This window comes from Paenibacillus sp. 19GGS1-52, from assembly GCF_022369515.1.
Taxonomy (GTDB): Bacteria; Bacillota; Bacilli; order Paenibacillales; family Paenibacillaceae; genus Paenibacillus_AQ.
Genome location: NZ_CP059724.1, coordinates 5,208,176 through 5,230,109, shown reverse-complemented (window position 1 = coordinate 5,230,109; position 21,934 = coordinate 5,208,176). Strand labels below are relative to the sequence as shown.

At 46.8% G+C, this 21,934-nt stretch carries 16 protein-coding genes; 14 read left to right on the top strand and 2 right to left on the bottom strand.

What is annotated here, in order from left to right:
* Positions 1-245: 245 nt before the first annotated feature.
* Positions 246-1,742, bottom strand: coding sequence for an amidase (locus H1230_RS24215; protein WP_239712407.1), 1,497 nt, complete (start codon positions 1,740-1,742; stop codon positions 246-248).
* 127 nt (positions 1,743-1,869) lie between these two features.
* Between H1230_RS24215 and H1230_RS24210 the strand changes: the two genes are divergently transcribed.
* The gene (locus H1230_RS24210) at positions 1,870-2,031 is read left to right on the top strand and encodes a helix-turn-helix domain-containing protein (protein WP_239712406.1); all 162 of its coding nucleotides are present in this window, start codon (positions 1,870-1,872) and stop codon (positions 2,029-2,031) included.
* On the opposite strand, the gene H1230_RS24205 is transcribed toward H1230_RS24210, so the two are convergent.
* Entirely contained in the window at positions 1,955-3,274 is a 1,320-nt protein-coding gene (locus tag H1230_RS24205; protein ID WP_239712405.1) for an MFS transporter, read from the bottom strand. The two genes, H1230_RS24210 and H1230_RS24205, sit on opposite strands and share 77 nt — an antisense overlap.
* Before the next feature lie 629 nt (positions 3,275-3,903).
* Between H1230_RS24205 and H1230_RS24200 the strand changes: the two genes are divergently transcribed.
* The 13 genes from H1230_RS24200 to H1230_RS24140 all read left to right on the top strand — a co-directional run bounded on the left by H1230_RS24200 (position 3,904) and on the right by H1230_RS24140 (position 21,915).
* Complete coding sequence (locus H1230_RS24200) at positions 3,904-7,425, top strand: alpha-amylase family glycosyl hydrolase (RefSeq protein WP_239712404.1); 3,522 nt, start codon at positions 3,904-3,906, stop codon at positions 7,423-7,425.
* Between the two features lie 943 nt (positions 7,426-8,368).
* Positions 8,369-11,002 (top strand): alanine--tRNA ligase, encoded by a 2,634-nt coding sequence (gene alaS, locus H1230_RS24195; protein ID WP_239712403.1) that lies wholly within the window; start codon positions 8,369-8,371, stop codon positions 11,000-11,002.
* 220 nt (positions 11,003-11,222) lie between these two features.
* Positions 11,223-11,498 (top strand): IreB family regulatory phosphoprotein, encoded by a 276-nt coding sequence (locus H1230_RS24190; RefSeq protein WP_154121468.1) that lies wholly within the window; start codon positions 11,223-11,225, stop codon positions 11,496-11,498.
* Positions 11,498-11,914 (top strand): Holliday junction resolvase RuvX, encoded by a 417-nt coding sequence (ruvX, locus tag H1230_RS24185; RefSeq protein WP_195724452.1) that lies wholly within the window; start codon positions 11,498-11,500, stop codon positions 11,912-11,914. Before H1230_RS24190 ends, ruvX begins: the two co-directional genes overlap by 1 nt.
* Before the next feature lie 13 nt (positions 11,915-11,927).
* The gene (locus H1230_RS24180) at positions 11,928-12,236 is read left to right on the top strand and encodes a DUF1292 domain-containing protein (RefSeq protein WP_239712402.1); all 309 of its coding nucleotides are present in this window, start codon (positions 11,928-11,930) and stop codon (positions 12,234-12,236) included.
* Positions 12,229-12,534, top strand: a complete 306-nt coding sequence (locus H1230_RS24175) for a DUF1292 domain-containing protein (protein ID WP_239712401.1) — start codon at positions 12,229-12,231, stop codon at positions 12,532-12,534. Before H1230_RS24180 ends, H1230_RS24175 begins: the two co-directional genes overlap by 8 nt.
* Positions 12,535-12,711: 177 nt before the next feature.
* Positions 12,712-13,761 carry an endolytic transglycosylase MltG gene (gene mltG / locus H1230_RS24170; protein ID WP_239712400.1) on the top strand — a complete coding sequence of 350 codons (1,050 nt, stop codon included), beginning with the start codon at positions 12,712-12,714 and terminating at the stop codon, positions 13,759-13,761.
* A 29-nt stretch (positions 13,762-13,790) separates the two neighbouring features.
* Positions 13,791-14,723 carry a peptidase U32 family protein gene (locus H1230_RS24165; protein ID WP_239712399.1) on the top strand — a complete coding sequence of 311 codons (933 nt, stop codon included), beginning with the start codon at positions 13,791-13,793 and terminating at the stop codon, positions 14,721-14,723.
* A gap of 19 nt (positions 14,724-14,742) precedes the next feature.
* The gene (locus H1230_RS24160) at positions 14,743-16,080 is read left to right on the top strand and encodes a peptidase U32 family protein (RefSeq protein ID WP_239712398.1); all 1,338 of its coding nucleotides are present in this window, start codon (positions 14,743-14,745) and stop codon (positions 16,078-16,080) included.
* A gap of 190 nt (positions 16,081-16,270) precedes the next feature.
* Entirely contained in the window at positions 16,271-18,547 is a 2,277-nt protein-coding gene (locus tag H1230_RS24155) for a methyl-accepting chemotaxis protein (protein WP_239712397.1), read from the top strand.
* A 172-nt stretch (positions 18,548-18,719) separates the two neighbouring features.
* The gene (locus H1230_RS24150) at positions 18,720-19,223 is read left to right on the top strand and encodes a hypothetical protein (RefSeq protein ID WP_239712396.1); all 504 of its coding nucleotides are present in this window, start codon (positions 18,720-18,722) and stop codon (positions 19,221-19,223) included.
* Between the two features lie 56 nt (positions 19,224-19,279).
* A complete protein-coding gene (locus tag H1230_RS24145) occupies positions 19,280-20,593 on the top strand; it encodes a sensor histidine kinase (protein ID WP_239712395.1) in 1,314 nt (437 codons plus the stop codon).
* Between the two features lie 32 nt (positions 20,594-20,625).
* Entirely contained in the window at positions 20,626-21,915 is a 1,290-nt protein-coding gene (locus tag H1230_RS24140; RefSeq protein WP_239712394.1) for an ABC transporter substrate-binding protein, read from the top strand.
* Positions 21,916-21,934 lie beyond the last annotated feature (19 nt).

The following is a 21,934-nucleotide window of genomic DNA, read 5'->3' as shown; positions in this document are numbered from 1 at the left end:
CTTTTTACAACCTGGTTCTATAAAGGCAGATCACCCCGTCTGAAGAGCTCAATCCCTAAAGCGAAAGCAACGAGCCATTATTTAGTCCAAAAGCATTGCCTACCCCCTGCTATTGTGAAAGAGTTAATGATCGATGACCAAGCGATGTTTCATTATATTGAGGAGCTGTATGAGCGGGAAATCATGCTGCTGCTCGTTAAGATGGTGGAAGACGGGAAAGCACGGGGAAGAATCATTACACTTCGTTATGTGGAAAGCGGGTTTCCCTGCATACCTACCCACAGATCTGTCTGTTCCAGCTGTGCGGCGAGCTGCAGTAGCAGATCTTCGCGGCCTTTCGAAGCCGTCACCTGAACACCAATCGGAAGTCCTGCTGGCGTCATATGTACGGGTACACTCATGGCTGGCTGACCGGTCAGATTGGCGAGCTGGGTGAAGGGTGTATAGGTTAAGCTCGGCTCGAACATGGTATAGATCAGCTGTCGTTGCGCTTCTTTGGACATTTCGCTAACCTGCAGTAGCTTCTCGATTTCCTCGGGACGTTGGGTAAGCTCGCCAACTTTAGGTGCCGAATCGGCATTGGTCGGCGTCACGTACAGATCGTAGCGATTGAATAATGCCGCCATTTGGGCGGCAGCGATATCCCATTCATTCAAGCTGTGTACGAACTCTGCGGCCGAGACCTTTTTGCCGGCTTCAGCAAGAACCCAGGTCACAATATCAACTTCCCCGGCAGTAATGGCACGGCCCTTCATCCGTTCAAGTGAGAGAAACATCGCGGAGACTTCGCCAGCATTCATCGTATAGTAGTTTTCCATCAGCCTTACGCCATTCACCGGATTCCGCGTTTCTTCGACCTCATGTCCTGCGGCAGCGAGCCAGTTTACGGTTTTCAGTACAGCCTGTGCGGCTGCTTCCGTAACAGGTGTTCCGACTGGCGAAGTGATCGTATAGCCGATCCGCAGCTTTCGATCTGCCGGCTTGTACAGGTCGTCCAGATATACGCCAGGATACAGCGGCGTCTGGAAAGCGGCTTCGGGCTGTACAATTTGCAGCAGATCCAGCAGGGCTGCACTATCGCGTACCGAGCGGGTGAGCGCGAAGTCGATGGACGCGCCTTGCCATTGGCGGCCGACTCCGGGTCCTACCGGTGTTCGACCGCGCGTTGGCTTAAGTCCGAACAGGCCGGTGAACGAGGCCGGAATACGGATCGATCCGCCGCCGTCACTTGCCCCCGCCGCCGGAACGATGCCCGCCGCAACTGCGGCAGCAGAGCCGCCGCTTGAACCGCCGGGCGAATATTGAGGATTCCAGGGATTGCGAGCCGGTCCATGCAGGACGGACTCGGTAATGTTCTTAAGCCCGAATTCGGGCGTATTGGTATGTCCAAGCGGAATGAAGCCGCCGCCCCGGATACGAGCTACAAAGTTTGAGTCCCGCTTGGCAACATTGTCCTTCAACAGCAGTGCGCCTGAGGTCAGCGGTTCGCCCCCTATAGCTTGGGAGATATCCTTCAGCAGAAAAGGAACTCCCGCAAATGGCCGGGATGAATCATCGACAGGCATGTGATCCGCTTCCTTGAGCGCAGCTATGCGGCGAGTGCGCACAACCGCATTCAGGAGTGGATTCACTTCATCCAGCCGGGCAAATGCGGCTTCCACAAGCTCGCGCGGAGAGACTTCACGCGCTTTGATAAGCTCCGCAAGACCTACAGCATCATAATGATGATAAGAAAAGGACATTTATCGTCAACCTCTTTCGGTTTGATCTATCATAACTAACAGCTCTTCCAATCACCCCTATGATTATACAAAAATATAAATGACTTGACGAATTTGGAAATCCACCGGCTGTTCCCCCATCCAATATATGAACCGCTTCCGGCTAGGCCGAGCGAAGGAGGACTTGCTCCATACCCGCCTGAGCATTACGGAGATTTCCAAAAAATATCATTTCAGTTCGGTGCACTACTTTTCGCGTTTATTCCACCGCCAGACCGGCCAGACTCCGCGGGAGTTTCGCTTGCGTTGAGCTTTTTATCCTGTTTCATAAAGGGAATATGAATCAGCATTTTTAACAGCATGCCACAGCCCAGCACCCCTATAGAAACAACTAATGGAACATGATCGAGCAAATATCCATACATTTTGAAGCCAAGCAGCCTGCCAATCGCGTAGAGCAATGATGACACAGAAAGGTAACGTCCCAACATCTCTGTTGGGATTATTTTTTGATAGAAGGCAATGAAAAATACGGCATAAGTATTATAGGCAAGATAAATAGCAAAAGTGACCATACTGAAAAAGGTGACCGGTGCGAGCGTGCTAATCGAAAATAGCTGCAAAAAATGGTTATTGCCTAACGCGAAATAGGGCAAGACCGTTATTGTCATTCCGAGTATGCCTAAACCTATGTTTTGTGAAGTGTTAAAGCGTTTTTTAATAAAAGTTACAACCACAATCGCACAGATAGAGCCTGCAGTCATCATTGTCTGGACAGTACCGAATTGTATAGCAGTTCCCTTAAAAATATTTATCAATAGGTACGGCACTCCTACGAGCACGAACGAGTGTAAGAAAATATGTGTCAGCACACCGTTTAGAACCAGTGAAGTTATGCGAACATCACGTGTAAAGACTGAAGCTAAACCGATTTGCACATCCCTGTATAAAGTAACCTTACCCAAATGTTTAAGTGGCTTGGTAAAAACCATGTAATAAGTGGTTACAACAGACACGAGGAAAGTTAAACCATCAACCAGCATGACCACTCCGATGCCACTCACTGTATAGATTAGAGCCGCTAGCACTGGTGCCAAAGTTTTTGTAGCCTCTGTTAGGGTAGTCAGCAGCGAGTTGCCATCAATCAAATCTTCTTTTTCTAAGATTGAAGGAAGGATTGTGACAAAGGCAGGAGTGAAAAACAAATCACAGATTCCAAACAGGAAAACAGTTGCATAGACGAGCCATTCCCCAAGCGGATAAAATATTGAATATGCAAAAAGTAATATTAAATATAATCCACGCCCAATATCCAACAATAGAATAAGCATTCGCCGATCTGCCCTATCCACAACAACGCCTGCAAATAAACCAAGCAGTATTTGAGGAATGATTCCCAGGGACAACACTAGTGAATATTTGGTAGCTGAACCTGTTACATTTAAAATGTAAAGTGAAAGTGCCGTATTGAGAAAGACCGTACCAAAAAACGAAGTAGAGTAACCGATGACAAGCAATCTAAAATTTTGGTTTCTGAACAAACCCAGGTTCATTCCATTCTCCCGTCTGGATGAAAATACTAGGGAAACTATTGGACAGACGTATAGCGTTAGCATCATCAGCTGTAACTATCAAATTACCCGCTAGCTCCTAGTTCTCACGAATTTTCGTGGTGCAGTCGCACCCATGCTCACGACAAGATTTTTGCAATAGTCAACTAGTTAGTTGACTGCTGCAAAAATACTGCCGTATGTTAAATTCCAAAGGAGAGGGCTCTTTTCGTATTAGATTAACCTAATAAATGGGAATCGTCAACTTGCCACATTCATTGTTGTACATGCGATAATAAGGACACCAGCCTGAAACTATCCGTTGTGTAAACGTTTGTACTTGCGTAAATAGACAGCTGAAAATTTAGAATGATAGCCGAAAAGATGCATTGACCAAAAAAAATTTGGAGCCTATAATCATAAACAAGGAAAATTCATTAGTTATGGAACTATATGGAACTGAATTACTTCTTTCAGATTCAATTGTAAACGCATACAAATAATTTTCCTATGTAAAATAAGGGTGGAGGCGGTTCATAAATAAAATTTTTTGTTATGTATCTTTTTTTATCATTTATTGCAAACGTTTGCACTACGCAACTCCATTAAAATTTGATCAGGAGGTTGTTTATTTGTTACGGAAAAAAACTAGGAGTTTAGTTTCTTGGCTGATTATTTTTGCGCTATGCTTTAGCTTGTTCGGATTATCCGGCGGGGCTTCGGCCAGCAATACCGATTATACAGTCACCTATACAAATTCCACAGCGGCAGCTGTGACTCTGCATTGGTCCACGAATAACTGGACGAATACTACAGACACGTCCATGTCCAAGAACGGGACCACGTATACGGCGAACATCAACGTCCAGGAGGGTGCCACACTAATATATTGTTTTCACATTACTTCTCCAACGGATAGCTGGGATAGCAATGGTGGGAAGAACTGGACGGTCATTATTCCTGTTGCCGGGAAATACGAAGCCGAGGGTGCAGCCTTGTCAGGCGGCGCAAAAATAAGTTCGAATCACACTGGATATTCAGGAACCGGCTTTGTTGATGGATACACAGCTACCGGAGCAACAACAACCTTCACCGTTCAGTCTTCCTCCTCAGCTGCGTATAATGCCACTCTTCATTACGCGAATGCGACTGGCAGTGCCAAGAAAGTTTCCATTTACGTCAATGGAGCAAAGGTAAAACAGACAGTTCTAGCGAACCTGGCAAATTGGGATATATGGGGGGACCAAACAGAAGCTCTCTCCTTACTAGCGGGGAATAATACAGTTGCATACAAATACGATGCAGATGACAGCGGGAATATCAATATCGACAATGTGACCATCTCGGCAGGACCGACACCAACGGCTACCGCTACACCGACAGCTACAGTAACACCAACACCAACAGTGACACCAACGCCGACAGCTACTGTGGTGCCTACTCCAACACCAACACCAACACCAACACCAACACCAACACCAACACCAACACCAACACCAACACCAACACCAACACCAACGTCGGCTGGCTTAACGGTTCACTTTAAGAAACCCTCAAGTTGGAGTTCAACAGTTCGAATCCATTACTGGAATCTGAGTCCGACAACTGTTCCGACAAGTGGCACGTGGCCGGGAATTCTAATGAATTCCGATGGGAACGACTGGTACAGCTATACTATTGCCACAGCCGCGGGTGCAAGCATTATCTTTAATGACGGCAGTGGCAAACAGACGGCTGACTTGTCACGCAGTGTGAAAGAAGGTTGGTACTACGCGGATAACGTATGGTATGATGCCAACCCAGATATTCCCAAACTTCCGGTGATTTCAGTCTCACCTGTGCCCAAAACATACGATTCAACCCAAACAGTGACGCTTTCAAGTAGTAACAGCGGCGATAAAATATACTATACGACCGACGGGTCGACACCTTCGGTATCATCGACCTTGTATACCTTGCCAATACAGGTTGCATCCTCATTGACCCTCAAAGCCTTCGGTATTAACTCCATCGGTCAAGCAGGAAGCGTGGCCTCATTCGCTTATGTGATTGACTTGAATGCAGATCTGCAAGCTCCAACAATCACAGCAAATTTGCCTGTTGGGAATTCCGCGTCTTCGGTTACCGTATCCTTCAATCTGAAAGATAACAAGGCGGCAACGACAACTGCCTACTATACAGATGATGGTAAGGAACCTTCCACTAGCTCTAAAGTTTATCTTTCTGGCAATGTATTGGCTGGCTTGACCGGACCCTCCATTCTCATCTCCAAGACTACGACTTTGAAATTTCTGGTTATAGACGGCGCTGGCAATCAAACTGTACAGAGCTTTGTTTATAACATTGGAAACTCGGGCGATTTCCGGGAAGACAGCATTTACTTCGTTATCACTTCCCGGTTCTATGATGGCGATCCTAGCAACAATGTGCATGCATGGGATGATGCCAAGGCGGGAAACCCGGACTCGGACCCAGCTTGGAGAGGGGATTTTAAGGGGCTGATTCAAAAGCTCGATTACATCAAGGCTCTCGGATTCAGTGCCATCTGGATTACACCTGTTGTGCAGAATGCGAGCGGTTATGATTATCATGGTTACCATGCTATCAATTTTGCCAAAGTAGATCCAAGGTATGAATCGACCGGAGCATCTTATCAGGAATTAATCAACGCAGCACATGCCAAAGGGCTGAAGATTATTCAGGATATCGTCGTTAATCATACCGGTAATTTCGGTGAAGAGAATCTGTTTCCCATGTTCAAAAAAGATGCGACTAAGGCGGACACGGTTAGCAACTTAATCAAAATATCAACTCAACTGCCATCGAACTATGATTCCATGACCCCTGATCAGCAATATCAGGCAAGGCTGACTTTAATGAAGACCGCAGAAACCAATAATAACATTTACCATACCGAAAAAAGTCTTTCATGGGAATCTTATACCGTACAGACAGGACAGATTGCCGGAGATTGTGTGGACTTGAATACGGAAAATCCTGCAGTTGATCAATATTTGATTGACACCTATAACCATTACATTGACATGGGTGTTGATGCTTTTCGTGTCGACACGGTGAAGCATGTAAGCCGATATATTTTCAATAAATACTTTGTTCCGGCCTGGAAGACCAGAGGCGGTTCAGACTTCTATGTCTTTGGTGAGGTGGCTACTCGGTACAGAGATGTCTGGAACAGCGGGATTCCGGCGATTTCGACCCCATTCTATACTTGGAAAGATTCGAAATCATATCCAGGCGACGGGAAAAATGACTACGCTTCCAATAAGTTGTCTGTTGAACAAGAGTGGGCAGATAACGCTACCACAACCGGACAGCCAACTTCGAACAATGCTTTTTTAAATGGCAATATCTATCATGCACCAGACTATTCGATGAAATCGGGTATGGATGTAATTGACTTTCCAATGCACTGGGCATTCAAGACCGCTCAGGAAGCATTCAGTATGAGAAGTGGTGACCAATATTATAACGATGCTACTTGGAATGTAACCTATGTCGACTCTCATGACTATGCACCCGATCAAGCTCCGGAAAATCAAAGATTTGCAGGTACTCAGGATACTTGGGCCGAAAATCTCGATTTGATGTTCACCTTCCGCGGAATACCCGCGATCTTCTATGGTACTGAAATTGAATTCAAAAAAGGGGCAGTCATCGATCCGGGTCCAAACGCACCGCTCAGCTCAACAGGTCGTGCTTACTACGGTGACCACATGGAGGGCAGTGTTACAGTTCAAGATTATGGGAGATATACTAATGCCAGTGGGACACTGGCGGAATCACTGAATTATCCGCTGGCGAAACATATCAGACAACTCAATTTAATCAGAAGAGCGGTTCCGGCTTTGCAAAAAGGCCAGTATTCAACAGAGAATGTAACGGGCAACTTGGCGTTTAAAAGAAGATATACCGACAGTGCCAAAGGCATTGACAGCTTTGCATTGGTTACGATTTCGGGAAACGCAACGTTTACCGGAATTCCAAATGGGACTTATGTGGATGTAGTGACTGGTGATACGAAAACTGTTACAAACGGCACCATTACGCTGACCTGCTCCGGCAAAGGAAACGCAAGGGTATATGTATTGAATGGCAGCGGTGGAATTGGAGAGACAGGAACCTACTTGAAGTAAGCTGTAGCATGTCGTATTTATAAAGAAGCAACCTTAGTCCGGTATTCTACTGGACTCAAGGTTGCTTCTTCATATTACAGTTACTTTTATAACGATCTACAGAGCTAATAAGGAAAAGGGCATGGATTATTTAGCAACCAACTGAATGAACAGGAATCTCATCCGCTCTAAGCTCTTCTTGCCTGGTATTTTCGTCATCCTCTTGAAGTTATACGCTACAATTTTGATGTGTATTGAACTAAAAAATATAACTAGAGGTAAACGGAACGGAGGGGAATTTTGGAACTGGAGAGCGATAGCGACCGCCCGAAAGCTTTCCGTAGGAAAGCTCACATCGTAAGCATAAGCTGTCTCCGAATTTCATCCGCAAACAGCTGCCGGAAGTCCAAACATTCACTGCAGTTACAAGTAAAGCCGGTTTAGGGAGATCTCAAGTTCAACTTATATAGTAAGTTAGATCCATTTTTGGGGCTAATCGTAAATCATTGATTTATTCCTAGTTTGATTCACGAACGAACCCTGTCAACCGCTAATTTTGGTTTGAACCTTCTTTTCCTACCCCCAAGATTGACAGAAATAAGGCCGCTGGCTATACTTGAAATGTTAAAATGAAAATCGGACAAAACGTTGATGAAATGAAGTACGCCAAGAGAATGGCTTCCTCAGAGAACAGGTTCCTTTACGATAGACTTCGTAATGGCTGCGAGAACCTTGGAGACTGGCTGGCGGAAAGCTGATTTCGGAGTGTGAGGACAAGCTCACCGGGGGTTCCCGTTAACAGCCGCGACAAGGCGATCGTCTGCAGTTGTCTCGTAGTAATATACGGGTCAAGGCGATAACCAGGGTGGTACCGCGATATTAATCGTCCCTGAATTCTCAGGGGCGTTTTTTTTGTTTTTCGGCGTATGTGCCGCATTAAATATGTAGACGGGGGCTGTACATTATGAAAGCAAGTGAAATCCGTTCCAAATGGCTGCAATTTTTTGAAAGTAAAGGTCACAAGATTGAACCCAGCGCGTCGCTCGTTCCCCATAACGATCCTTCGCTGCTCTGGATCAACGCAGGTATGGCACCGCTGAAGGCTTACTTTGACGGCCGGGAGGTTCCAGAGAATCCGCGGCTGGCTAACTCGCAGAAATGTATTCGTACCAATGATATCGAGAACGTCGGCAAGACACGCCGCCACCATACTTTTTTTGAGATGCTGGGCAACTTCTCTATCGGCGATTACTTCAAAGAAGAAGCGATTACCTGGGCTTGGGAATTCCTGACGGGCAAAGAGTGGATTGGCTTCGATCCGGAGCGCATTTCCGTGACTGTGTTTCATGAGGACGAAGAAGCTTTCAAGCTGTGGAATGAAAAAGTAGGCCTACCCACTGAACGTATCATTAAGCTGACAGATGATAATTTCTGGGATATCGGCGAAGGCCCTTGCGGTCCTTGTTCGGAAATCTTCTATGACCGCGGTGATGCCTATGGTAGTGACCTGAGTGATCCGGAAATGTATCCCGGCGGAGAAAATGAGCGTTGGCTCGAAGTATGGAACTTGGTATTCTCACAGTTTAATCATAACAAGGACGGCAGCTATACGCCGCTTCCTAACAAGAACATTGATACGGGTGCTGGTCTGGAACGCTTTGCTTCCATTTTGCAGGATGTGGATTCCAACTTCGACACGGATCTGTTCCAACCTATTATCCAAAAGACCGCTCAGCTCGCTGGCATAACCTATAAAGATAATCTGGAACAGGATATCGCGCTTAAAGTTATCGCTGACCATGTGCGTACGGTTACTTTTGCCGTGGGTGATGGTGTACTTCCTTCTAATGAAGGACGCGGTTATATCATCCGCCGTTTGCTGCGCCGCGCTGTCCGTTACGGCAAGACTTTGGGTCTGGACCGGCCTTTCCTGCATGTGCTTACTGAAACTGTTGGAGAAGTTATGGGCGTCTACTATCCATCTGTAGTGGAGAACCGTGAATATATCGCGAAGATTATCCGGACGGAAGAAGAACGTTTCCATGAGACCTTGTCTGATGGACTGGCTATTCTGGGCGAGATTAGTGCCAAAGCCAAAGCTGATGGACTTAGCACAATCGCTGGTGCCGATGCGTTCAAGCTGTATGATACGTATGGATTTCCGTTCGATCTGACGGAAGACTTTGCTTCTGAACAAGGACTTACGGTAGACCGCGAGGGTTTTGATGCTTCGATGCAAGAGCAACGCGAACGTGCCAGAGCCGCACGCCATGATGGCGGAAGCATGAAGGTACAGGGCGGAGTTCTAGGTGAATTGACGGTTAAAAGCGAATTTGTTGGTTATAATGACTCGGTAACCGAATCGGAAATTTTGGCAATCGTGCTTGACGGTATATTGGTAGATGTCGCTGGCGAAGGTGCAGAGTGCCAAGTCATATTGGGCACAACACCATTCTACGCGGAAAGCGGCGGACAAGTGAGCGATACCGGCGTGCTGACTGGCGGTTCTGTGACCGCTAAGGTGAAGGGGCTGTTCAAAGCTCCACACGGACAGCATGTACACCTGGTAACTGTGGAAGCAGGAGAGTTAAGAGTGGGCGATACCGTCCGCGCTGAGGTGAATCGTGCAGAGCGTGAGGATATCGTGAAGAATCATACCGCGACGCACCTGCTGCACAAAGCACTGAAGGAAGTGCTTGGCGGTCACGTGAATCAGGCCGGTTCTTTAGTAGAAGGCGCACGTTTGCGCTTTGACTTCTCGCATTTCGGTGCCATTACGGCAGAAGAACTGAGTGACATTGAGCAGCGTGTGAATGCACAAATCTGGCGCGGTTTAGATGTTGTTATTGAGAGCAAACCGATTGATGAAGCCAAGGAAATGGGTGCGATGGCGCTCTTTGGTGAAAAATACGGCAACATCGTCCGTGTCGTTCAGGTTGGCGATTACAGCTTGGAATTATGCGGCGGCTGCCATGTCGCAAATACTGCACAGATTGGCATCTTCAAGCTGCTTAGCGAGAGTGGGATAGGCTCCGGTGTGCGCCGGATCGAGGCGGTAACCGGACGTTACGCTTATCAGTTTACAGAAAGCCAGCTTGATCTGCTCAAGCAGTCAGCAGGACTGCTCAAATCGTCGCTGAATGATGTTCCGAAACGGATTGAAGCCTTGCACGCTCAAGTTCGTGAGCTTTCGCGTGAGAATGAATCGCTGCAGGCCAAGCTGAGTGTTACCTTTGCAGCTGAGCTGACAGGAAGCGTGAAGATTGTAGGCGGGGGTACACAACTGCTAGCGGTTTCCGTTCAAGCTGGAAATATGGATGCACTGCGCACTACCGTGGATGAACTGAAATCCAAGCTGCCTGATGCCGTGCTGGTGATAGGCGCAGCTATGGACGATAAAGTGAATTTTGTCGTAGTTGTACCGCAAGAGCTGGTGAAAAAAGGTTTCCACGCGGGCAAACTGGTGAAGGAAATTGCTGCAGTCTGCGGTGGCGGTGGCGGTGGACGCCCGGATATGGCACAGGCTGGTGGCAAGGATGCTTCCAAGCTGGCTGAGGCACTGACTAAAGCTGAAGAACTGGTGGCTGCGCTGGCGTAGCAGCTTGTCTTATTTTCACGAATATACGTGTTTGACAATAGCTTGAAAACCAAAAAATACATTATTATTGTGGACAAAATGCCAAAAAAAGCGTTATTTTCGGGCAGGATTTCCTCGTTGGACCCTGAATATGTTATGATGAAGTCAGCAAGTAAGCTGTACAGCAGCAACTTTGCGAAGGCGCCTATAAGGGTGATTTTGCAGAAGGAAGGTGTCACAAATGGACTCCATGGACAAAACAGTCAAATTCAATGTGAAGGGCGATGAAAAGGAAGCTTCTCCCCAGGAAATACTGCTTGCCGTATACGATGCACTGGTGGAGAAAGAGTACCATCCGATCAATCAGATCGTAGGGTATCTTCTTTCCGGAGATCCGGCTTACATTCCGCGCCACAACAATGCGAGAAGTTTGGTCCGGAGAAAAGAACGTGATGAGCTGATTGAAGAATTGGTCCGTTTCTATCTTGCCAATCATCGGGTGGATAACACCAAATGATGAAGAAGTTAGGTTTGGATTACGGTGACCGAAGAATCGGAGTCGCCACAAGCGATATTTTCGGATGGACTGCGCAATCGCTTGAAGTGATTGAGCGGCGTGGTAACGGCAATGAATTTGTACGTATCCGTGAACTCGTCAAGGAGCACGAAATCGGAGAGATTGTAGTGGGTCTGCCGAAGAATATGAACGGTTCTATAGGCTTCCGTGGTGAGATCTGCATAGAGTTTGCTGACAAGCTGCGGGAGGAATTACAATTGCCCGTACACCTTTGGGATGAGCGTCTGACGACGGTATCCGCACAGCGGGTATTGATTGAAGGGGACGTCAGCCGGAAGAAACGCAAAGGGCTTGTAGATAAAATGGCTGCAGCCCTGATTTTGCAAAATTTTTTGGATGCTAATAGTAAAAGGTGAGGGGTGCGCGGATATGACAAACGAGCAGATTGGCCAAGAGGAAGAACCGGAGATCATCTATATTCCTGATGAGGATGGTAATGAAGAGGAATTCGAAGTCATCATGAAATTTGAGGTTGATGGTTCGGATGCCAAATATATGATGGTGGTTCCACTGGATTCCGAAGACGAGGAAACGGATGAGGTTTATGCGTTCCGTTATGAGGAAGAAGGTGACGATCTGCAGCTGTTTATGATCGATAACGACGAGGAGTGGGCGATCGTCGAAGAGACGTTCAACACACTGGTAGACGAGCTGGATGGAGAAGAGGATAATGACTGAATTTTCTGCTGATCAAGTGGTATGGTCGTCCAAGCTCAAAGAAACTTATGGAGAAACAGTAGAACTGGAAGATGAGCAGGGCGAATCTTCCGTTTACAATATTATCGCAGAATTTGAGATCGGTGATCGTGGTTATGCGGTACTGGGAAGCCCCGGAAAAGATATAGAAGATGAGATTATGCATATTGTCTTCTCTCCTGATGGATTGCCGGAGCTCGAAAGTATCGAGGACGATGAAGAGTGGGAAGACATCTCGGAGCTGTACGATGAGCTGACTTTTCCCGGCGATGACGCGTAAATAAAACCACATGTATCTTACATTTATGTCTAGCGCGGAAGAGAGCGGAGAATTCCGCTCTCTTTTTGCTGGATATATAGGAGCTTGTAGGCTTCATTATAACCTTCCCATGAAATATATGTTGAATTTAAGACAATTCAATTTTATACTTTAGTTTCGGAAAGTGAGGAGACACACTTGAAATCCGTTATTCGCACTGTGCTTATTCTTATTCTTTTGCTGGTAGTAGCAGGAGGAGGTGGGGCATGGTACATCTGGAATGGTATGCAGCCGGTTGAGCCTGCAGGACCAGCCGTTACCTTTACGATAGAGAAGGGTATGGGAAGCGCGGAAATTGCTGACCTGCTTGAGCATAATGGCATCATTCGTAAGAGTCTTTTTTTTAAAGGTTATTTGAAATGGAGTAAGGAAGGTTCGTTGTTCAAGGCAGGTACCTATACGGCCAGTCCAGGTGACACCTATGACGATCTCATTACCAGGCTGAATCAGGGCGATGTTGTGAAGACGGAAATGGTCAACTTCACGATTCCTGAAGGGTATACGGCTGAACAGGTTGCGGCCAAGCTTGCAACTGCCTGGAACCAGGATGAGGCTGTTTTTCTGGGACTCCTAAATTCAGGTACAGGACTAACAGAAGCCGATGTTCTGGGTATTCCGCAGGATCAGAAGCTTCGGCACCGCCTTGAAGGATACTTGTTCCCGGAAACCTATGAATTGGCTAAGGACAGTACTCCGCAGGAGATTGTGGAGGCTATGCTTGAGCAGCTAACGAAGAAGCTGGATATGATTCCAGACTGGCGCCAGAAGCTGAAGGAACGGGGAATATCTCTACATGAGCTTTTGACGGTGGCTTCGCTTGTGGAGCGGGAGGTAGTTGTGGACTCTGAGCGCCCGCTTGTAGCTGGTATTATCTATAACAGGCTGAAAGAGGGACAGAAGCTGGAGATTGATGCGACCGTTCAATATTTACTGGACAAGCAAAAGGCAAGATTGTACAACAAGGATTTGAAAGTCGACAACCCTTATAATACGTATAAGTATGCTGGTCTTCCTCCGGGACCGATCAGCAATCCAGGACTGGCATCTATACAGGCAGCTTTAGAGCCTAAGACTTCGGACTATTTCTACTATGTTACTAAAAAGGACGGCACTCAGGGCCATCTATTTGCCAAGACTTACAAGGAACATTTAGCCAATATTGAAAAAAGCAAACAATCCGCGCAATAAACTATTAAAATAAAGAGTGGTGCTTACAAATGATTAAGAAACCGGAGCTGTTGGCGACGGCGGCTTCCTTGGAAGAGGCGGCTATATTACTGAATGCTGGAGCGGATGCTCTGCTAATCGGGGATGACCGTTTCGGGATGAGATTGGCTGGTCATTTCTCGCTGGAGGATACAGCGGCAGTGATAGACATGGCACATGCACAGGGCTGCAAAGTATACTCCAGTCTGGGAGGACTGATGCCTAACCGTCTGCTGGACGAGCTTCCGATCTATGTATCGGCAATTGGAGAGCTTGGGATCGACGGTGTTGAATTCGGTGATCCCGCCGTGCTGGCAGCCGTGAAGCAGGAAGCGCCAGGCCTGAAGCTGCATTGGAATGCTGAAATGACCTCCACCAATTATGCCACTGCTAACTATTGGGGCCGTAAGGGCGCTTCGCGGGTCGTACTGGCCCGTGAGCTGAACATGGAGGAAATGACGGAAATGGTGCCGCTGCTGGAAGTGGAGGCGCAGGTTCAAGTGCACGGAATGACGAACATTTACCATTCCAAGCGCAAGCTTGTACAGAGCTATATGTCCCATCAAGGCCGCCCTAGTGATGGGGGGAGCCTTGGCAAGGATCGGGGTCTCTTTCTGATAGAAGCCGAACGCCAGGATGAGAAGTTCCCGATCTATGAGGATGAGAATGGTACACATATTATGAGCTCTGACGATATTTGTATTTTGGAGGATCTTCATATACTGATGGAGGCTGGTGTGCAGAGTCTCAAAATAGAAGGTTTGTTGAAGCCGATAGCCTACAATGCAGCGGTTGTAAAGGCATACCGTAAAGCCATTGATCTTTATGCTGCTGATCCGGAAAGTTATGCTTTCCAGGAGGAGTGGCTTGACGGAATTAAAGGTTTGCAGGACCCGGAGCGGGAGCTTTCGTTCGGATTCTTTTATAAAGAACAAGTATTTTAATTGGAAGGGGAGAACAGGAATGGGAACCATGACAAAGCCGCAGCATAAGGGCAAACGTTACCGTCTGGACAAACCGGAGCTCCTCGCTCCGGCAGGTAATTTGGAGAAGTTGAAATTCGCTGTGCATTATGGCGCGGACGCAGTTTATATCGGAGGTCAGAAATACGGCCTGCGTTCAGGAGCAGACAATTTCAGCTTCGAGGAAATGCGTGAAGGCGTGGAATTCGCCAAGAAATATGGTGCCAAGGTATTTGTTGCAACGAACATTTATGCTCACAATGAAGATATCGCCGGGATTGAAGAATACCTGCGTAACTTATATGAAGTCGGCATCGCTGCTATTATTGTGGCAGATCCTGTTATTGTGGATACAGCGCGTCGCCTGGTACCGGGGCTGGAGGTGCATCTCAGCACCCAACAGTCCACCTTGAACTGGCAGGCTGTAGCCTTCTGGAAGGAAGAAGGTTTGCCACGTGTAGTGTTGGGTCGGGAGACTAGTCTGGAAGAAATCGCTGAGATTAAAAAGCATGTCGATATCGAAATCGAAAGCTTCATTCATGGCGCGATGTGTTCCTCTTATTCTGGACGCTGCACGCTGTCCAATCACTTCACAGACCGCGATTCCAATCGCGGAGGCTGCTGTCAATCCTGCCGCTGGAAATATGACCTGTTCGAGGATGCGCGTCCTGAAGGTCCATGGGTGTCGGAGGAAGAGCAGGCCGAGGCGCTGCAATCTCCAGAGCCTTTGCAGCCAGGTGTGACTCAACTGCCGCTGCATCAACCTGAGGATAATCCTTTTTCAATGGGATCTAAGGATCTGTGTATGCTCGAAAGCATCCCTGAGCTGATCGAAGCAGGGATTGACAGCTTCAAGATTGAGGGCCGGATGAAATCCATTCATTATGTGGCTACGGTCGTCAATGCATACCGTAAGGCTATTGACGCCTATATGGCAGACCCTGAGGGCTATGAACTGAAACAGGAATGGCTGGATGAGCTCAATAAGGCGGCGAACCGTCCGCTGAATACAGGTTTTTTCTATGACACACCGGATCATGAGGATCATATTTATGAGCCTGAAGAAAAGGCGACTCCATTTGATTTTGCAGGATTGGTCTTAGAGTATGATGCGGACAGCGGTACAGCACTGATTCAGCAGCGCAATAACTTCAAGCCGGGACAACAGGTGGAGTTCTTTGGCCCGAATAATACACTGTTCAAACAGACGGTGGGAGAACTGTGGGATGAGGAAGGCAATGTGCTTGATGCCGCACGTCATCCGTTGCAGCGTGTACGACTGAAAGTGGATCAGCCAGTTGCATATTTTGATATGATGCGGAAGAGGAAGTCTTCTTAATCATCTTCAGGGAGGTTCTTTTTAATAAAAAGAATCTCTCTATTTTCTTGGAGAATTATTTAAAAAAGTTAATAGATATAAAAAATCACATAAAATTCTTCAAATATCTAAGATAAAAGAGCTTATAAACCGATATATATTCTAGTTAACGCTTACATACATCCTCTAAACTAACTGGCAGGTGATCTTAATGGCGACTCCTAGACAGGAGAGTAAGAAGGAAGAGAAGAAAGAAAGAAGGATTAGCGTGATTAAGAAAAATGAGAAGTCGGCGATAGTACAGGAAACAGAGACTAACTCTAAGGGCAAAGTGCCTACAGTAAACAATGATAAGTTGAAAAAGGGGTTTCGAAAGATATCACAGATAGACTATAAAAATACGCTTCGTGGCTCGGTAGGGCAGATGAAGAAAGTCAATCCAGTGAAATCGGTTGGAGTGAAGCTTTTTCTGATCTTTTTATGCTCAATCGTTATCGTAGTAATGGCGCTTGGCGTCTTGTCTTACACGAAAGCAAAGAATACGATCAAGGATAATGTATCAGAGGCTAACCGCCAGACCATTATTCAGACCTCTGAGAAGCTGGATATTATGCTTAAGCAGTATGAGAATCTGGCACTGCAGATGTTCTTCGATCCACAGGTGCAAGGGCAACTGTCAGAGTTGAAGGCAGCAACAAGCAATTACGATAAATTTGTAGCTACGGACGCAATCAGCAAGAAGCTTACCAGCCAGACAACAGCGGACTCTAATATAGTTAGCATTACACTAGTGCCTGAAAGCCCTGACTTGGATATTATTACAAGTGGCAGCTCTACTCTTGAACTGGATGGCATAAGAGATCAGGCTTGGTATAAACAGGTAGTGGCAAATACAAAAGATTATCAACCTTATTATTCAGAAGAAGCGAAAAGTGCCCTGAACTATTGGTTCTCGACAGCCGTTCAAGGCAATAGTGAGAAGAACGTTGCCATGGTGCGCTCGCTCAAGAATCTCGGAGAAAACACAGGTTATGTGGTGCTGCTTGAGATGAAGAATAAAGTGCTGGAGGATGCCTTCACAAGCGTCAAGCTGGGAGATGGTTCCCATATTCAGCTGGTCACAGCAGATGGAACGGTAGTAGCCTCTAATGCTCCCGAATCGGATGGTAAACCATCGGTATATGGTTTCATTAAGGATAGCAAGGCTAACAGCAACAGCCAAGAGACAACGGATGTTGATGGGAAAGCTCTACTGGCCGTGTTTAATCCGATGCAGAAAGCCGATTGGAAGCTGGCAGGTGTAGTTCCTACGGATCAACTCGTGAAGGCAGCAGCACCGATTCTGATGACAACCTTTATTGCCGCTGGCGCAGCTGCGCTGTTGGCTGTTCTGATTGGAATCTGGATGGTACGCATGATCGCACGTCCATTGGCCCGTCTAAAGGATTTGATGGTTGAGGGTGCAAAGGGCGATCTAAGCGTACGCACGGAATATACATCCTCTGATGAAATAGGCCAATTATCCGCTTCATTTAATATTATGATGGGACGTATTACAGAACTTGTATCACAGACGACGGAAACCGCCCGCGAAGTGCTTGAGACCGCAGGCGAACTTGGCGATGCTTCACGCAAGACAGCGATATCCGCGCGGGAAATTGCTTCAGCAACGGAAGAGATTGCCAATGGAGCAGGCAGTTTGGCACTTGAGGCTGAACGTGGCAGCGATCTAACAGATCTGATCGGAACTCAAATGCAAACTGTGATTTCTGCTAACGCAGAGATGGACGAAGCTGCACGTAGCGTAGGAGAAGCCAGTGGACAGGGAGCATTACAGCTGGAAGTGCTGCTCGATCAGACAGGCCGTACCGGAGAAATGACGGGTGCTCTTGTAGAGCGGGTTAATAATCTGAAGGAAACGGTCTTCTCGGTCATCAAGGTGCTGGATGTTATGAAGAACATCACGCAGCAGACCAATATTTTATCACTGAATGCGACAATAGAAGCTGCAAGAGCAGGCGAAGCAGGACGGGGCTTTATGGTGGTTGCAGGCGAAGTCCGGCAGCTGGCTGATCAGTCCAAACAGTCTATTGCGCTTGTCGCTGGTATTACAGATAAAATTATGGAGGAAATGAACCTTACCGTAGCCGCGTTGTCAGAGGTCGCACCGCTCTTTAAACAGCAGATCAGCTCTGTTAAGAGTACTAGTGATATCTTTATATCCGTAAAAGGGCAGATGAATGATTTCATTACGAGTCTGGAGTCAGTGACAACAGCGATTGGCAGCCTGAATCATTCGCAGGGTATATTATCTGAAGCAATGGGTAATGTCAGTGCGGTAGCTCAGCAATCATCGGCGACGTCGGAAGAGGTGGCTTCACTCAGCAACGAGCAACAAAATGTGAGTGATCATCTCGTTTCATTGTCCGGCAAGCTTGAGAGTGCTTCTAGTCAATTGAAAGACAAGCTATCACTGTTCACTATTTAATATAACTAACGGGAGTTATTGTTAGCTAGTTGTGCCCAATAAACCGCTTCTTCCTCGTGAAGAAGCGGTTTATTGTTGTGTAATGAAGCACTACCCCGTATAATAATTTTGTTAGGTATTTGTTATGATTTGATAACAAGTTAGGTAAAATTGCCTTGAGGAGAAAGATCCAATGAAAGTTAAACGTAATTTCAGCTGGTGGTCCATAATTGCGGACATGAGCATGGAACGCAAGCTACTCCTCGTTTTTTTAATTATTATTACACTCCCGCTTTCCTTCATAAGTGTAATCACCTACAAAAGTTATTCGGGGTCTATCCAAGGGAATACCATTGCTTACTCGGAGAAATTAATCGATCAAATGATGGATGGGATAGATGATTATATTGAGGATATGAAGCGTATTTCATCAATGCCAGCCTATGTAAATGATATTAAGCAGAATCTAATCCGTTCGAACCACTACTATGAGCAAAAAAGTGTGATGGATGGAAGTGAAGGCAGCGCCTCGTTGTCTCCAAGTGATTTCGATTTACTGCTGTCCATCCAGCGAGGAATCGAAGGGAATATCTCTTTTATTAACAATATCAAGAGCGGTGCGAACTCGGTTTACATTTTTGATGGGTATGGCAATGGATATTATTCGGCCAAGGATGGGGGGTACGCCTTGATCTGAAAGAGAGCTATAAGTTCTGGAGTGAGCAGACCAAAGATTCCAATGGAGAAGCACTGTTGTTCGGTACTCAGGCGTATACGAGTAATCTACAGAGTACCCGTTATGCGTTTACCGTAGTTCGTAAAATTGTTGATGGACTGTGGAATCCAATTGGACTGATCGCAGTGGAAGCCAATATTAGCAACATGGAGAACCAGGTCACCGAGCTGGATAACGTAACCCACGGCAAATCGCTGATTGTTGATGAGAAAGGCAAAGTGGTCTATGACAGTGATAAATCGCTGCTCACTACGGATATTTCTCATTCTGAGCTATTTCAGAAGGCCGCGGGAATTGCCGGAAGCTTCTACGATACTGTGAACAACGAAGAACGGCTAAATATATATTCTAGTTCGACCAAAACCAACTGGAAGGTGATCATCTCCATCCCGGTTGATGAACTGACTCGGGACGTGAAGGTAACCCGCAATGTAACGCTTGCTGCTACGTTGAGTATTATTGTGTTGGCGCTTATGATCTCGATTATCCTATCCTTTGCCTTGACCAAACCTCTCACACAAATGATTCAGCTGATGAAAAAGGTGCAGGGTGGTGACCTTGATGTGACGTTTAGAGTCCAACGGCGGGACGAAATCGGCCTATTAGGGCATCAGTTCAATCGAATGCTGGCCCGCATCAGGCAACTGATTCAGGATATTTATCAGATTGAAGAGCAGAAGAAGGAAGCAGAGCTGCAGGCGCTGCAGAGTCAGATCAATCCACATTTTATCTATAACACCCTGGAATCGATCCGGATGACTGCTGAACTCAATGATGATATCGAAGCCGCTGATATGATCTCTATTCTTGGCAAGCTGCTTCGTTATAGCACAAGCGATGTAACTAGCAGAACAACGATGAAGCAGGAACTCGGTTATGTACGCAATTATGTGGAACTGCTTAACTGCCGTTACCCTAACCGATTCCTGCTGCAGATCGATGTTCCGAAGGAGCTCGACAATTATTCTATTATTAAGCTGGTCTTTCAACCCATTATTGAGAATGCCGCATACCATGGTCTGGATGACAGCAAGTTGCAGATGCATCTAAGCATCAAATGTGAGTATACAGAGAATATGTTGTTTTTTCATATCCGAGACGATGGATGCGGTATGGATGCGGCTACCTTGGACAAGCTTAATACCGCTATGGAGAAGGAAAGCCCACCGAAGAAAAGTATCATCGGGGGAATCGGCATGAAAAATGTGCATCAGCGTGTACGGCTTCATTATGGAGCGGCATATGGCATTAAGGTATACAGCGAACCTGGAAACGGTACAGATGTTATCCTGTCTCTACCGCTGCTGGAAACGGAACCTATGTTGGGATGAAAAGAGTCAGAGAATGAGAGGGGATTGTCCACTTGAAGGGGATAAGAATACGTTGTACTACAGTGCTAGTGCTGCTCTTCCTGCTGGCGACAGGCTGTGATAGCCAGAATGCCAAACAGGTAGCATCTACACCGTCTCCAACCGTAGACGAAGGAACATCCAGTCTGACGGGCGATATAGTCATGCTGACGAACCGGATCGATCTGATTGAGAATGGAACCTTTCAGGGCTATGTGGACCAGTTCAAACAAAAATATCCGCAAGCCAACGTGGAGTTTGAAGGCCTCTCCAATTACGCAACAGATATTCTGGTACGCCTGTCCACAAGAGATGCCGGTGATGTACTGCTGCTGCCTGTTAATCTGCCAGCGAAGGAATTGGATTATTTCTTCGAGCCGCTGGATGAAGCTACGTCTGCCCATGAACGCTTTACTACATTTGCTACATACGGCGGTAAAAGGTATGGGCTGTCTACAGGAACTACTACTAGTGGCATTGTCTACAACAAACGGGCGTTCGAACAAGCAGGCATTCTCGAAATCCCTAGAACGCTTGATGAATTCTATGAAGCTTGCGCTAAGCTGAAGCAGGCCGGAATAACGCCGCTGTATATGAATTATGGAGCCGTCTGGCCACTGCGGGAATGGGGCAATAATCTGGTTAACTATATGACCGGGAACGCCGAGTATCTCAATAATATGGTAGGCCAGGATAATCCTTGGCAACTAGACAATGAGTGGGGAAAATCACTTTCCATTGCCAGAACAATGATAGCAAAAGGCTACGTGGAGGATCAGCTATTCTCGAACAATTGGGAGATCTCCAAGACCAAGCTGGCCAAAGGCGAGGTGGGCATGTATTTGCAAGGAAATTGGACGATCCGCCAGGAGTTTGACGCGGGGGCTTCACCGGACGATATTGGTTTCTTCCCTTTTCCTTATGATAACAGCAGTACACATTATGTCTCACTCAATCCGGATTGGTTCATCGGAGTCAGCAAGTACAGTAAGAACAAGGAGCTTTCTATGGCCTGGCTGAATTTTTTTGTGAAAGAGACCTCATATATAGCAGATTGGGGTTTTCTGCCTGCAGACAGTTCAGCTGAGCCCTCTTTGCCGCAATACCGCGAGTTCATGTCCTATCAGCCTAAACTAGTTGAGGCTACCGTGCAGAGTGATGCTTTCATCGAAATGGCGAACCGAGCGAAGCTATCCTTTTGGTCGGGAGATTATATTCAGGAGCTCATTGCTGCACCGGATTTGCAGAAATCTTTTGACGAATTGAATGCGAAGTGGAAGGAAGCGCGGGTGGAGCTGCAGTAATCATCTACGCTCTGAGATA

Excerpts from the sequence above, each read along its gene's own strand:
- H1230_RS24215 (WP_239712407.1), bottom strand. The coding sequence starts at position 1,742 with ATGTCCTTTTCTTATCATCATTATGATGCTGTAGGTCTTGCGGAGCTT.
- H1230_RS24210 (WP_239712406.1), top strand. The coding sequence starts at position 1,870 with ATGAACCGCTTCCGGCTAGGCCGAGCGAAGGAGGACTTGCTCCATACC.
- H1230_RS24205 (WP_239712405.1), bottom strand. The coding sequence starts at position 3,274 with ATGAACCTGGGTTTGTTCAGAAACCAAAATTTTAGATTGCTTGTCATC.
- alaS (WP_239712403.1), top strand. The coding sequence starts at position 8,369 with ATGAAAGCAAGTGAAATCCGTTCCAAATGGCTGCAATTTTTTGAAAGT.
- H1230_RS24190 (WP_154121468.1), top strand. The coding sequence starts at position 11,223 with ATGGACTCCATGGACAAAACAGTCAAATTCAATGTGAAGGGCGATGAA.
- ruvX (WP_195724452.1), top strand. The coding sequence starts at position 11,498 with ATGAAGAAGTTAGGTTTGGATTACGGTGACCGAAGAATCGGAGTCGCC.
- H1230_RS24180 (WP_239712402.1), top strand. The coding sequence starts at position 11,928 with ATGACAAACGAGCAGATTGGCCAAGAGGAAGAACCGGAGATCATCTAT.
- H1230_RS24175 (WP_239712401.1), top strand. The coding sequence starts at position 12,229 with ATGACTGAATTTTCTGCTGATCAAGTGGTATGGTCGTCCAAGCTCAAA.
- H1230_RS24165 (WP_239712399.1), top strand. The coding sequence starts at position 13,791 with ATGATTAAGAAACCGGAGCTGTTGGCGACGGCGGCTTCCTTGGAAGAG.
- H1230_RS24160 (WP_239712398.1), top strand. The coding sequence starts at position 14,743 with ATGGGAACCATGACAAAGCCGCAGCATAAGGGCAAACGTTACCGTCTG.
- H1230_RS24155 (WP_239712397.1), top strand. The coding sequence starts at position 16,271 with ATGGCGACTCCTAGACAGGAGAGTAAGAAGGAAGAGAAGAAAGAAAGA.
- H1230_RS24150 (WP_239712396.1), top strand. The coding sequence starts at position 18,720 with ATGAAAGTTAAACGTAATTTCAGCTGGTGGTCCATAATTGCGGACATG.